Genomic DNA, 13,270 nt, shown 5'->3' with positions numbered 1-13,270 from the left:
GCGATTCCTAGCACTCGCCGCACCCTGGGGCCACCCGCACGATGACGGCATGACCAACGAACCCGTCTCCCTGCCCGCCGCCCTGGCCTCCTTCACCGAGCAGTGGAGCCCCCGCATCGCCACCACGGTCAACGACTACGACGTCCGCGTGACCCACGTGGAGGGCGAACACCTCTGGCACGTCCACGAGAACACCGACGAGTTCTTCCTGGTCCTGGAGGGCGAACTCCACATCTCGCTGCGAGAACCGGCGGGCGAGCGCACGGTGATCCTCCCCGGGCTCTCCGTCTTCACGGTCCCCCGGGGCGTCGAACACAAGCCCTACGCCCCCGTCCCCACGGACATCCTGCTCCTGGAACCCACCGGCACCTCCACGGTCGGCGACCGCCACGAAGCCGTCCCCGCCCACGTGGACGAGACGACCGGCCGCGCACTGAGCCGACCGCCGGCGCCGGGTGGCACCCTTGGTCCATGAGTGACTCCGCACCCCGCCGTGCCCGCGTCCGCGCCCCCGAGCTGATCGGCAAGGGCGGCTGGCTGAACACGGGCGGCATCCAGTACACCCTCGCCGACCTGCGGGGGCGCATCGTGATCCTGGACTTCTGGACGTTCTGCTGCATCAACTGCCTGCACGTCCTGGACGAGCTGCGGGAGCTGGAGGAGAAGCACCGGGACACCGTGGTGGTCGTCGGGGTGCACTCGCCGAAGTTCGTGCACGAGGCCGAGCACGCGGCCGTGGTGGACGCCGTGGAGCGGTACGGGGTGGAGCACCCGGTGCTCGACGACCCGGAGCTCGGCACCTGGAAGCAGTACGCGGTGCGCGCGTGGCCGACGCTCGTGGTGATCGACCCGGAGGGGTACGTCGTCGCCCAGCACGCCGGTGAGGGGCATGTGCACGCCATCGAGCGGCTGGTGACGGAGCTGGCGGCGGAGCACGCCGCGAAGGGCACCCTGCGGCGCGGCGACGGTCCGTACGTGGCGCCGGAGCCCGAGCCGACGGTGCTGCGGTTCCCCGGCAAGGCGCTGCTGCTGCCCGGCGGGACCTTCCTGGTCAGCGACACCACCCGGCATCAGCTGGTGGAGCTGGCGGGGGACGGGGAGAGCGTCGTACGGCGGTTCGGCTCCGGCGCGCGCGGGTTCGCCGACGGGCCGTCCGAGGCGGCGTCGTTCAACGAGCCGCAGGGGCTGGCGCTCCTCGACGACGGCTCGGTGGTGGTCGCGGACACCGTCAACCACGCCCTGCGCCGCCTGGACCCGGCCTCCGGCGCGGTCAGCACGCTCGCCGGGACCGGCCGGCAGTGGATGCAGGGCGACCCGGCGGCGGGCCCCGCCCGGGAGGTGAGCCTCTCCTCGCCGTGGGACGTGGCGCTCTTCGGCGGCCGGGTGTGGATCGCGATGGCGGGGGTGCACCAGCTCTGGGCGTACGACCCCGCGGACGGCACGGTCGCGGTGGCGGCCGGCACCACCAACGAGGGCCTGGTGGACGGCCCCGGCGCACAGGCCTGGTTCGCCCAGCCGTCCGGCCTGGCGGCCACGCCCGAGCGGCTGTGGCTGGCCGACTCGGAGACCAGCGCCCTGCGCTGGGTGGACCTCGACGGCACGGTGCACACCGCCGTCGGCACGGGGCTGTTCGACTTCGGCCACCGCGACGGACCGGCCGGGCAGGCCCTGTTCCAGCACCCGCTGGGCGTCACGGCGCTCCCGGACGGCTCGGTGGCCGTCAGCGACACCTACAACCACGCGCTGCGCCGCTACGACCCCGCCACCGGCGAGGTCACCACGCTGGCCACGGACCTGCGGGAGCCGAGCGACGCGGTGCACGCGGGGGACGACATCGTGGTCGTGGAGTCGGCCCGGCACCGCCTGACCCGGCTGCGGCTTCCGGAGGAGGCGGTGCGCGTCGAGGCGGTGGCCCACCGCACGCGGCGCGCGGCCACCGAAGTCGCCCCGGGCCGGCTCCGGCTGGAGGTGATCTTCCAGGCGCCGGCGGGCCAGAAGCTGGACACCCGCCACGGCCCCTCGACCCGTCTGCTGGTCTCGGCGACGCCGCCCGGGCTGCTGGCGCACGGCGAGGGCGCGGGAACCGACCTGTCCCGCGCCCTGGAACTCGACCCCGCCGTGCCGGAGGGGGTCCTGCACGTCTCCGCGATGGCCGCCTCCTGTGACGACGACCCCGCCAACGAGTACCCCGCCTGCCATGTCCACCAGCAGGACTGGGGCGTGCCGGTCCGTCTCACCGCAGCGGGGACGGACCGCCTGCCCCTGGTCCTGGCCGGTCTGGACGCCTGACCGGGCAGGGCCTCACACCCCGTACCCGTCGCTGTAGCCGTCGCGCCGGTGGTGCCGTTCCTCCTCCACGACCGGCGTGGCCGGCGGCACCACGACGCGCCGCCGCCGCGCGATGCTGCTGAACGTCGTGACCCCGATGAGGCCGACGATCATCAGGATGACGCCGACGAGATCGAGGTTGACGCCCTCCATGTTCCAGTCGGTCGCGAACGTGAGGATGGCTCCCACGGCGATGAGGATGATGCACCCGCCGAGGCCCATGAGCGTTGCCTCCCTGTTCCGGTCCGGTGATTCCGGAGCTTCCGGTTCGGTTCGGGTACCCGCGCCCCCCGAATACAGTCCTCACCGCCCGTCAACTCACGTGGCCCGGCGGGCCGCCCGGCCGTCCCGGCCTCCTCGGGACGGCGGTCCGCTCAGCCTTCCAGGAAGGCCAGCAGCGCCTGCGTGAGCAGGTAGGGGTCCGCCGCGCCGCACAGTTCCCGGGCGCTGTGCATCGACAGGATCGCCACCCCGACGTCGACCGTGCGGATGCCGTGCCGGGCCGCCGTGATCGGGCCGATGGTCGTGCCGCAGGGCAGGGAGTTGTGCGAGACGAAGGACTGGAAGGGGACGCCGGCCCGCTCGCAGGCCGCCACCCACACGGCGCGGCCCGAACCGTCCGTGGCGTACCGGTTGTTGACGTTCACCTTGAGGATCGGGCCGCCGTCGACCCGGGGGTGGTGGGTCGGGTCGTGGCGTTCGGCGTAGTTGGGGTGGACGGCGTGGCCGGTGTCGGAGGAGAGGCAGACCGTGCCCGCGAAGGCGCGTGCCCGGTCCTCGAAGGAGCCGCCGCGGGCGAGCACCGAGCGTTCCAGGACGGTGCCGAGCAGCGGGCCGTCCGCGCCCGTGTCCGACTGGGAGCCGGTCTCCTCGTGGTCGAAGGCGGCCAGCACCGGGATGTGGGCCGGCTTCTCGTCGCCGGTCGCGGCGGCGGTCAGCGCGGCCAGGCCCGCGTGCACGGACAGGAGGTTGTCCAGGCGCGGCCCGGCCATCAGCTCGCGGTCGCGGCCGAGGTACGCCGGCGGTTCGACGGAGTGCACCATCAGGTCCCAGCCGGCCACCTCGCCCGCGGCGATCCCGGCCTCGGCCTCCAGGAAGGCGATCAGGTCGCCGTCGCGCACGTCGCCCCCGAGGCCCCAGACGGGCTGGAGGTGCCGCTGCTTGTCGAGCTTGAGGCCTTCCGAGGAGACCGAGCGGTCCAGGTGGACCGCCAGCTGCGGCACCCGCAGCAGCGGCCGGTCGACGTTGACCAGGTGGGTCGTGCCGTCGCGCAGCGTCAGCCGGCCGGCGAGGCCGAGGTCGCGGTCCAGCCAGCTGTTCAGCAGCGGGCCGCCGTAGATCTCCACCGCCACCTGGCGCCAGCCGTGCGCCCCGGTGTCGGGCAGCGGCTTGACGCGCAGGGTGGGGGAGTCGGTGTGCGCGCCGATGATCCGGAACGGCGTGTGCGGTGCGGCGCCCTCGGGGACGTACCAGGCCACGATCGCGCCGCCGCGCAGCACGTACCTGCCGCCGCTCGTCCCGTCCCAGGCGTCCGTCTCCGCGACCTGCCGGAACCCCGCCTTCTCCAGCCGCGCGGCGCTGTTCGCCACGGCGTGGTACGGCGAGGGGCTCGCCGCCAGGAAGGTCATGAGGTCGTCGGTGTGGCCGCGGTCGAAGCGGGGGGGTTCGCTCATGGTGTTCACCTTAACGACGGACGAGGGCCCGCTCCCCCTGGCGGGAGCGGGCCCTCGTCCGGGCGGGGTGCGGGCCGCGCCGCCGGCCGGCGGCGACGGGCGGGCGGTGCCGGGAGGGGGCCTAGAAGGCCGCCTCGTCCAGCTCCATCAGGTCCAGGTCGACGCCCTGGGCGACCTTGCGGGCCAGCGTCACGCCCGGCAGCACGGTGGCCGCGAAGAACTTCGCCGCCGCGATCTTGCCGGTGTAGAACGCCCGGTCCTTGGCGGAGGCCGTCCGGAGCTTCTCGGCGGCGACGGCGGCGCCCTTGAGCAGCAGGTAGCCGACGATCACGTCACCGGAGGCCATCAGCAGGCGGGTGGTGTTCAGGCCCACCTTGTAGATGTTCTTGACGTCCTGCTCGGTGGCCGCGAGGTCGGTCAGCATCAGGCCGACGATCGCCTCCAGCTCCACGGCGGCCTTGGCGAGCTGCTCGCGGGCCGCCGACAGCTCGTCGCCGCCGGTGCCGAGGGCGAGGAACTTCTTGATGTCCTCGGCGAGCGAGTTCAGCGCGGCGCCCTGGTTGCGGACGATCTTCCGGAAGAAGAAGTCCTGCCCCTGGATCGCGGTGGTGCCCTCGTACAGGGTGTCGATCTTGGAGTCCCGGATGTACTGCTCGATCGGGTACTCCTGGAGGAAGCCGGAGCCGCCGAAGGTCTGCAGCGACTGGGCGAGCTGCTCGTAGCCCTTCTCGGAGCCGTAGCCCTTGACGACCGGCAGGAGCAGGTCGTTCAGCGCGTGCTCGGCGGAGACGTCCTCGCCGGCGGCCTCCTTGACGGCGATGGCGTCCTGGACGGAGGCGGTGTAGAGGACGAGCGCGCGCATGCCCTCCGCGTACGCCTTCTGCGTCATCAGCGAGCGGCGCACGTCGGGGTGGTGGGTGATGGTGACCTTGGGCGCGGTCTTGTCCATGAAGTGCGCCAGGTCGGGGCCCTGGACGCGCTCCTTGGCGTACTCCAGCGCGTTGAGGTAGCCCGTCGACAGGGTGGAGATGGCCTTCGTGCCGACCATCATCCGGGCGAACTCGATGATGCGGAACATCTGGCGGATGCCGTCGTGCTTGTCGCCGATCAGCCAGCCCTTGGCGGGGTGCCTGTCGCCGAACGTCATCTCGCAGGTGTTGGAGGCCTTCAGGCCCATCTTGTGCTCGACGTTGGTGGCGTAGACGCCGTTGCGCTCGCCCAGCTCGCCGGTCTCGACGTCGAAGAGGTACTTCGGGACGAGGAAGAGGGACAGGCCCTTGGTGCCGGGGCCGGCGCCCTCGGGGCGGGCGAGGACGTAGTGGAGGATGTTCTCCGACATGTCGTGCTCACCGGAGGTGATGAACCGCTTCACGCCCTCGATGTGCCAGGAGCCGTCCTCCTGCTCCACCGCCCTGGTGCGGCCGGCGCCCACGTCGGAGCCCGCGTCGGGCTCGGTGAGGACCATGGTGGAGCCCCACTGCCGCTCGACGGCGAGCTGCGCGATCCGCTTCTGGACGTCGTTGCCCTCGTCGTACAGGATCCCGGCGAAGGCCGGGCCGGAGGAGTACATCCACACGGCCGGGTTGGCGCCCAGGACGAGCTCCGCGTACGACCAGATCAGGGACGGCGGAGCCGTCGTGCCGCCGATGGCCTCCGGCAGGCCCAGGCGCCAGTACTCCGAGTCCATGAAGGCCTGGTAGCTCTTCCTGAAGGACGCGGGGACCGGCGCGGTGCCGGTCTCCGGGTCGAAGACCGGCGGGTTGCGGTCGGCGTCCGCGAACGACTCGGCGAGCTCGTGCTCCGCGAGCCGGCTCAGTTCGTCCAGGACGCTCTTGGCGGTGTCGACGTCCATCTCCTCGAACGGGCCGGTGCCGTACAGCTTGTCGCGCCCGAGCACTTCGAAGAGGTTGAACTCGATGTCGCGGAGATTTGACTTGTAGTGCCCCATGGCGACTGGCTCCGTTGAGAGAGATCGGCGAGGCACTGAGATCCTCGCGCCCACATTCCGTACCGACTGGTAACTGAGATGATGCTACCCGTCGGTAATAAGAAGCAACCCCGTTCCCGGTATCTGTGACTCAGCCCTCGCGGCCGGTCAGTACTCTTGCGTGCATGTACGGCTACGACCAGAGCGCGGGCGTGGGGCAGCAGTACGCCCAGCCGCAGCAGCAGATGCCCGGTGCGGGGGGCTACGGGCAGCAGCCGCCGCTGTACCCCGAGCCGTCGCCGCCGTCGCTCGCGGACGCGGTGCGCGCCTTCACCACGGGGCAGCTGGCCGCCGAGGACTTCCAGCAGGTCTTCGCGACGTCCAAGGTCTACTGCCCGCGCGGCGACAACCCCGGATTCCTCGCCCTGCACAACACCCAGCAGCCGGTGATCCCCATGTTCACCACGCTCAAGGAACTGCGCCGGTACGCGGGCAAGGAGTCCAAGTACTTCGTGATCACCGGTGCCGAGGTGCTGGACCTGCTGCCGACCGGCTACGGGTTCGTCCTCGACATGGAGGGCGAGCACCGGATGGTCTTCGACGCCAAGGCCGTCGAGCAGATGGTCGATTTCGCGATGCGCCGGATGTACGGCTGATCCCGTTCGTCCGCGACTGATCCCGAACCCCTGCGGACCGGCGTCCGCGCTCCCTGCGGTGCGTGCGTGACGTCTGCCGACCCCGCGAGCCCGGTCCCGAGCGTCCGGTCCGGTTCCGTGGCCCGGCTGTGTGCCGGAGAGGCCGCGCCGGACCGGCGCGGGGTGCGCCACCGCATATCCGTGGCCACGATGTGTTCTCGCCGGTGCCGGTGCCGGTGCCGGTGTCGGCGCAGGGGTGCCGGTCTCGAATGAGAACTTCGGCCGCCCCTGACGACGGTGCCGCGTCGGCGCGGTGTCGGGTACGTCCGCCCGGTCGCCCAGCCGTGGATCGTGCAGGCCGGCCCGAAACACCCCGCCAGGGGGCCGAGCCCCCGGAGCCGGCCGCCGGGCGCGCCCTCGCCCTGGGCGGCGAGCAGCACGCTGCCTGCGCCCGACGCGGCGGCGTACGCGGCGCCGGGGCGACCGCCCGGACCATCGTCGACGGCCCGGCCAGGACCGCCGCCGACCGTGGGGCCGGCGGCGGCGCCGCCCCGAGCGGCGGCCACGCGGTGCCCCGGCCGGCCTTGGCGGTGCGGTCCGGGTCCCGGGGGCCGTGAAGGATCTCCACCTCCCGCTCGCCGCCGCCGCTCCACCTCCTGCGCGCCGCCGCCGCTCCACCTCCCGCTCGCCGCCGCCGCTCCACCTCCCGCTCGCCGCCGCCGCTCCACCTCCCGCTCGCGTCCGCCGCTCCGCGTCCGCTCGCGTTCGACGCTCCGGGAATGTTCGCGGCGCGTCCGTGGTTCGAGTGGCAAGAAGTTCAACGCTCAACTAAAGTGGGACACACGCCGCCCAAGGAGGTACCGACATGCCCGCAGTGACCGTCGAGAACCCGCTGACGCTGCCCCGTGTGGCCGCGCCGGCCGACGCCGTGGCACGTCCCGTGCTCGCCGTCACGACCGCGCCGAGCGGATTCGAGGGCGAGGGCTTCCCGGTGCGCCGGGCGTTCGCGGGGATCAACTACCGCCACCTCGACCCGTTCATCATGATGGACCAGATGGGTGAGGTGGAGTACGCGCCCGGAGAGCCCAAGGGCACCCCCTGGCACCCGCACCGGGGCTTCGAGACCGTCACCTACATCATCGACGGTGTCTTCGACCACCAGGACAGCCAGGGTGGCGGCGGGACCATCACCAACGGCGACACCCAGTGGATGACGGCCGGCTCCGGTCTGCTGCACATCGAGGCCCCGCCGGAGTCCCTGGTCATGTCCGGCGGTCTCTTCCACGGGCTCCAGCTGTGGGTGAACCTGCCGGCCAAGGACAAGATGATGGCCCCGCGCTACCAGGACATCCGCGGCGGCAACGTCCAGCTGCTGACCACGCCCGACGGCGGCGCGCTGCTGCGCGTGATCGCCGGTGAGCTGGACGGCCACGCCGGTCCCGGCATCACGCACACGCCGATCACGATGATCCACGCGACGGTGGCGCCGGGCGCGGAGACCACGCTGCCGTGGCGGGAGGACTTCAACGGGCTCGCGTACGTACTGGCGGGCAAGGGCTCGGTCGGTGCCGAGCGTCGTCCGATCCACCTGGGCCAGACGGCGGTCTTCGGCGCCGGCGGTTCGCTGACCGTCCGCGCGGACGAGAAGCAGGACTCCCACACGCCGGACCTGGAGGTCGTCCTCCTCGGCGGGCGGCCCATCCGGGAGCCGATGGCCCACTACGGCCCGTTCGTGATGAACACCAGGGAAGAGCTTCAGCAGGCGTTCGAGGACTTCCAGAAGGGACGGCTGGGCACGATCCCGGCCGTGCACGGGATGTCCGAGGGCGGCCTGTAGGGCTCGCTGAAGCGACAGGCGGACGAGCACAGCTGGGACAGGGTAGGGGCGCCGCGCTCGCTGCCGCCTTCTTGATCTCCTGGTGATCAATCAGGTCGGTGACCTGCGGGGGGCTTCCCCTGCCGGTGGGCGCGGGACGGCTCGGAACGGTTCCGGCCGAACACCGATCTGCGGAGCGGGAAGTACCGCCAACTCGGGATGTCGGGCTGGAGAATCAAGCATCGAACGTCCGGGGGCGTGGTCCGGCCCCTACCGGTGCTCACCGGTAGGGGCCTTCGCGCTTCGGGACGGCGCTGCCGTCGAGAGATCCGAGAAGGTCACCCGGTGGTGGAGCTTGCCGGAGCAGACGTCGACACGTCGAAGAGCTGGTCGCACTGCTCGCGCACCCAGTCGTCGTGCGTCGCTATGACCACGGCACATCCTGCGTCAGCCATCTGCCGGAGAACGCCCACGACCATCTCGGTATTGTCGCGGTCAAGTGCTCCCGTAGGTTCGTCCGCGAGAACCAGTTGGGGCTCTTTGACCAGCAGGCGAGCGAGTGCGACGCGCTGCTGTTCGCCGCCCGACAGTTGACTGACGCGATCTTGCCCTCGGCCGCCGAGCCCAACCCGTTCCAGGGCCTGAGCCATCGCCGCCTTCGCGGTCGCCCCCTTGCGCTTTCGCACCTTGAGTGCGATGTCCAGGTTCTGGGCGATGGTGGCGTTCTCCACCAGCGCGTAGTTCTGGAACAGGTAGCCGAGAACATCCCGCCGGAAACGGCGTGCGGCACCGGGCACCAGCCGCGTGATGTCGCGCTCCTCGTGGCGGATGGCACCGGCTGAAGGCTTGTCCAACAGGCCTAGGCAATTGAGCAGAGTGGACTTCCCGGAACCGCTCGGGCCGGAAAGTGCTGTCAGCTGCCCGCTCTTCAGGGAGAAGGTGACGTCCTTCCACAGGGTCCTGGTCCCGTAGGACTTCCCCAGCTCCTCGATCTCGATCACTGTGTGCTCCTCGACTTCTGAGTACGGCCGCATCGTCGGTACGCCGGTCATGCTTCGCTCGCGCCCTCCTTCACGATGCGTCGATGGAAGACGGCCAGACTCCAGAGCACCGAGCCCAGGCAGAGCACAGCCAGTGAGCCCGCGGCGGCCCACTCGGCTCCGGACATCTCCGAGGGTGGGAAGGGGGCAGGTATCCCCAGCCGCGCGAACTCGTCGAGCTCCCGGTTGTCACGCCACACCTGAAAGGGTCCCCATGCCAGCAGAGCTGCAACCGCCGCTGTCTCCACGCCGAGGAGCACCCGATGGGTCGTCGTGAAGCGCCAACCGGTGACGTGCCGGGCGAATATGTTCTGTGCGTTGCGGCGAGCGTGGGTCATGCAGGCGCCGAGTCCCGTGATGACCAGTACCGCGGCCCCCGCCACCGCGCTGAACACCATGAGGCGAAACTCTCCGTAGAGGGTGCGCATCTGTTGGGCCACCTGCTCGGCAACAGGAGTGACGGCCACGATCTGTCGCGCGAGCGCCGGGTTGGCGTCGCGGGCTGCTTGGACGTGGGAGGGGTCGGGGAAGAGCACTCCGCCCTGGGTGGCGAACGCGGTGTAGGACAAGTCGCTCAGCAGGCCGAGTCGTGAAGGAAAGACCACGATGATCGGGTTCTGGACGAATGACGCTTCGAGACTCCAGGACCCAGGTGTGACCGGTCCACTGCCTTCCGGGGTGTAGGCGAAGACCTTCTGGCTGTCAGCTACAAGCTCAGACTCGAAGCGTGGTGTGGTGCCTGCGTCAGTCTGCCTGATGGGCATCTTCACCACGCTGCGGACGATGCTCTCGCGCTCCTCGCCAAATGACTTGGGTACGAGGACGCGGACCGGGGGTTCCTTGGCAGAGCCTTGGCGTACACGGCCCGCGGAGAATCGCTGCCCTTGTGCGTCCAGCACGTGTTGAGCATCCAGGAACGCTTCGTTCACGATCAGCACTTCTCGGCCGGCTCCCCCGGGAGAGTCGGAGGCCAATGGAGACCGCGAAGCGACGATGACGTGGCCGGCGCGGTCTTCCTTGCGCAGCCAGGGGCCGAGGACGCGCTCCGACTTCTCCTGGTCCTCTTCGGTGTATGCGTTCCCCTCGGTGAGGATCGATGTCTGGCCGAGCTTGGCGTAGGCGTCATAGGAACGCTCACGGTCGTTCAGGTCTGCCGCAGCGGTCATTGCTTGGCTCAGGAGCATCAGCGCGAGCGCGAGCACCGGGACGCGTATGGCGTACGCCGCGAACGACGCGGTCCTCCCTGGCAACTCGCCCTTTACGGCTGCGAGTACCCCGACGCGGAAGGTGAGCCACAGAGTGAGCGCGTGTGCGGCCAAGGTCGCGAGAAGAAGGGGCGCGGCGATCACGAGAACGGCAAGTGCGTAGCGGGCGAAGCCCGCCAGTCCGTTGAAGACAGTCAAACCCACGATTGCCGTCACACTCACAGCCGCGGCGGTCAACGCCCAGAAGCGGGCCGTCTGCCGTAGATCGCGCATCAGGAGCTGACCACCGGACAGGCCCTGGAGGCGGCCCACGCCGTAGGCCCGCGTGCTGAGCAGCACTCCGGCGCCGGTCAGGGTGACGACGAGGAGACCTGTCATGAGCCAGGCGTCGGTGAATCCGCTGCCACCGTATCCGTCGCTCAGGGTGCGCACGGTCCAGCGCTCGTTCGGGGCAGCGACAGCTCCCTTGGACTGGAGGAAGGCGGCAAGGGTGACGGCCTTGTCCGGGTCGCTGAAGACTTCGTACTGGCCGAGGAGAGTGTGGTCCGTCAGCCGGCCAAACGGGTGTACTTCTGTACTGACGGCCCGAGAGAAGTCCGGATAGCCGTCCCGCAGCCATGCTTCTCCGGGAACGGAAGGATCACCGTCCACGAGGTAGAGGTGCCGACGACCTTTGTGGTCTCTGAGGTCCGGGATCAGCTGAGCCACCGTGATGCCGTTCCTCACGGCGAAGTCGGCGATCTCTTCCCGCAGTTGACCTGCGCCCTCGCGTTGGTTCCACGACGTCACCGTGACGGAAGCGTTGGCTTGGAGGGGTGTCACTTCGTCCATGTTCATGACGAGGAGGAATGCCAGCGACGCAGAGAACACGAGGATGACCGCGTGTACCAGCCGGATGCTCTTGTGAACCATCTTCTGCCGATCTTGTGACCTGGATCCCTACCACCGCGGTGGGATACGCTGCGAGACCCCGTGGGGAGGCGGTTCCGTCGCCTCCCCACGGGGATCACTCACCAGTGAGTGCGATTGTTCTGGCGCCCGGTGTTCAGCACTTGCGCCAGAACGCCTCGTCCGTCTCTTCCGGGTGCGACGGGAGGCTGGCGTAGGACCAGCTGCCGCCACTGACGCACGACGACCGCCTTGTCTCGCCGTACCCGTTCACAGCGCGCCTCGACCTCGCAGCCACCCTTAAGCGCAAAGATTGAGACGGCAGGACACCGGCAGCCAGACGGAGGTGATCTGTGACCAGGCCGGTACCGCCCCTCGCCGCGAGGAGCAGCGAGGGCGTCAGCCCGGGCAGCGACTCGAATGTCTGTTCTCACGACGTCGTCGGCGTTGCTCGATCCTCGCGGTCTGTTCTCGACCCTGCCTGGGGACGGTCCCGGCCGTGCACGGCATGACGGGGAGCGGTCCGCGGGACTGACGTCCTGACGCGGTGTCACCCGGCCGGGCCGTCCGCGCAGGACAGCCCGGCCGCGGCGTGGTCGGGTGGGAGACGTGGATCTGCTCCCCTTGCCCGTAAGGCGGTTCGCCGCCTGGTGCGCGACCGTGCTCCTGGCCGCCGGAGTCGGCTGGGTCGGAATCCTGCTCTGCGGCGAGCTGCGCACGGCCGTCGTGCCGGTGCTGCTCGCGCTGCTCGGCACCGCGCTGCTGGGGCCGCTGTACCGGCGGCTGGTCAAGGTCGGCGTCAACCGGTCCGTGGCCGCCGCGCTGACCTGCGTCGCCGTGGTGGCGGTGGTCGGCGGGGCGGTCTACATCGTGGTCGCCGCGCTCGTCGGCTCCGGCGACCAGATCGTCGCCTCGCTGAGGCAGGCGGCGCGGGGCATCGCCGTGCACTTCGGGGCGGCCGGCACCTCGCTGGACGACATCGTCTCCAACGTCCGCGGCCTGCTGAGCAAGTTCGGCGGGACGGCCGCCTCCGGGGTGCTCAGCGGGGTCAGCGTGGTCGGCGAGACCATCGCCATGGCCGTACTGGCGCTGCTGCTCGTCTTCTTCTTCCTGCGGGACTCCCACCGCGCCTCCGGCAGCCTGCGCGCGCTCGCCCCGCTTGGCACCGCCGACACCCTGGAGGCCATGGCGCGGCGGGCCTTCCGGGCCGTGGAGGGGTTCATGCGCGGGACCACCTTCATCGCCTTCATCGACGCCGTGTGCATCACGGTGGGGCTGCTGGTCCTGCGGGTGCCGGGCGCGGTCGGGCTGGGCGCGCTGGTGTTCGTCGGCGCGTACATCCCCTATCTCGGCGCGGTCCTGTCCGGAGCCGTGGCCGTGCTGGTGGCGCTCGCCGACCGGGGGTTCGTGATCGCGCTGTGGGTGCTGGGGGTGGTGCTCGCCGTGCAGGTGCTGGAGGGGCATGTGCTGCAACCGATGATCCAGAGCCGGACCGTGCAGATGCATCCGGCGGTGGTGATGGTCGCCATCACCGCCGGGGCGTCGGTCGCCGGGATCCTGGGCATGCTGCTGGCGGTCCCGCTCACCGCCGCCGCCTTCGGGGTCGTGAGCGAGCTGCGGGTACGGCGGGCGGCGGCGCCGGAGCCGTCCGGGCCGTAGCGCGCCCGGGGTCTTCCGGTGCGGGGCGTGGGTGGCCGTAGCGTGCGCGGGGGTCTTCCGGTGCGGGCCGTGGGCGGGCCGTAGCGTGCTCCTGGCTCC

The 13,270-nt window shown here is 70.7% G+C and carries 10 protein-coding genes; 5 read left to right on the top strand and 5 right to left on the bottom strand.

The genetic code is table 11. From position 1 onward, the window contains the following. Nucleotides 1–49 precede the first annotated feature (49 nt). Both ACFF45_RS00155 and ACFF45_RS00150 read left to right on the top strand, forming a co-directional pair. Nucleotides 50–475: a cupin domain-containing protein gene (locus tag ACFF45_RS00155; protein WP_381340142.1), complete on the top strand. Its 426-nt coding sequence runs from the start codon at nt 50–52 to the stop codon at nt 473–475. After that, nucleotides 472–2,289, top strand: a complete 1,818-nt coding sequence (locus ACFF45_RS00150) for an NHL domain-containing thioredoxin family protein (protein WP_381340139.1) — start codon at nt 472–474, stop codon at nt 2,287–2,289. The genes ACFF45_RS00155 and ACFF45_RS00150 overlap by 4 nt, the downstream gene beginning before the upstream one ends. A 12-nt stretch (nt 2,290–2,301) precedes the next feature. Here the strand turns inward: ACFF45_RS00150 and ACFF45_RS00145 are convergent, their stop codons facing one another. The 3 genes from ACFF45_RS00145 to ACFF45_RS00135 all read right to left on the bottom strand — a co-directional run bounded on the left by ACFF45_RS00145 (nt 2,302) and on the right by ACFF45_RS00135 (nt 5,949). Then, nucleotides 2,302–2,550 (bottom strand): DUF6458 family protein, encoded by a 249-nt coding sequence (locus ACFF45_RS00145; RefSeq protein ID WP_381340137.1) that lies wholly within the window; start codon nt 2,548–2,550, stop codon nt 2,302–2,304. A gap of 152 nt (nt 2,551–2,702) precedes the next feature. Then, nucleotides 2,703–4,001 (bottom strand): M18 family aminopeptidase, encoded by a 1,299-nt coding sequence (locus ACFF45_RS00140; protein WP_381340134.1) that lies wholly within the window; start codon nt 3,999–4,001, stop codon nt 2,703–2,705. Between the two features lie 121 nt (nt 4,002–4,122). Continuing rightward, a complete protein-coding gene (locus ACFF45_RS00135) occupies nt 4,123–5,949 on the bottom strand; it encodes an acyl-CoA dehydrogenase (RefSeq protein WP_381340132.1) in 1,827 nt (608 codons plus the stop codon). A 164-nt stretch (nt 5,950–6,113) separates the two neighbouring features. On the opposite strand from ACFF45_RS00135, the gene ACFF45_RS00130 reads away from it, so the two are divergent. Both ACFF45_RS00130 and ACFF45_RS00125 read left to right on the top strand, forming a co-directional pair. Continuing rightward, entirely contained in the window at nt 6,114–6,584 is a 471-nt protein-coding gene (locus ACFF45_RS00130) for an SseB family protein (protein WP_381340129.1), read from the top strand. A gap of 844 nt (nt 6,585–7,428) precedes the next feature. After that, the gene (locus ACFF45_RS00125; RefSeq protein ID WP_381340127.1) at nt 7,429–8,400 is read left to right on the top strand and encodes a pirin family protein; all 972 of its coding nucleotides are present in this window, start codon (nt 7,429–7,431) and stop codon (nt 8,398–8,400) included. A gap of 317 nt (nt 8,401–8,717) precedes the next feature. Here the strand turns inward: ACFF45_RS00125 and ACFF45_RS00120 are convergent, their stop codons facing one another. Together ACFF45_RS00120 and ACFF45_RS00115 are read right to left on the bottom strand one after the other, a co-directional pair. Beyond that, entirely contained in the window at nt 8,718–9,380 is a 663-nt protein-coding gene (locus ACFF45_RS00120; RefSeq protein ID WP_381340125.1) for an ATP-binding cassette domain-containing protein, read from the bottom strand. Between the two features lie 47 nt (nt 9,381–9,427). Continuing rightward, nucleotides 9,428–11,536, bottom strand: coding sequence for a bacteriocin-associated integral membrane family protein (locus tag ACFF45_RS00115; RefSeq protein ID WP_381340123.1), 2,109 nt, complete (start codon nt 11,534–11,536; stop codon nt 9,428–9,430). Nucleotides 11,537–12,121: 585 nt separating this feature from the next. On the opposite strand from ACFF45_RS00115, the gene ACFF45_RS00110 reads away from it, so the two are divergent. Next, nucleotides 12,122–13,171, top strand: coding sequence for an AI-2E family transporter (locus ACFF45_RS00110; RefSeq protein WP_381340120.1), 1,050 nt, complete (start codon nt 12,122–12,124; stop codon nt 13,169–13,171). Nucleotides 13,172–13,270 lie beyond the last annotated feature (99 nt).

This window comes from Streptomyces cinereospinus, assembly GCF_042430725.1.
In the GTDB taxonomy this organism is placed as follows: domain Bacteria; phylum Actinomycetota; class Actinomycetes; order Streptomycetales; family Streptomycetaceae; genus Streptomyces; species Streptomyces cinereospinus.
This window is presented reverse-complemented; position numbering and strand designations above follow the sequence as displayed.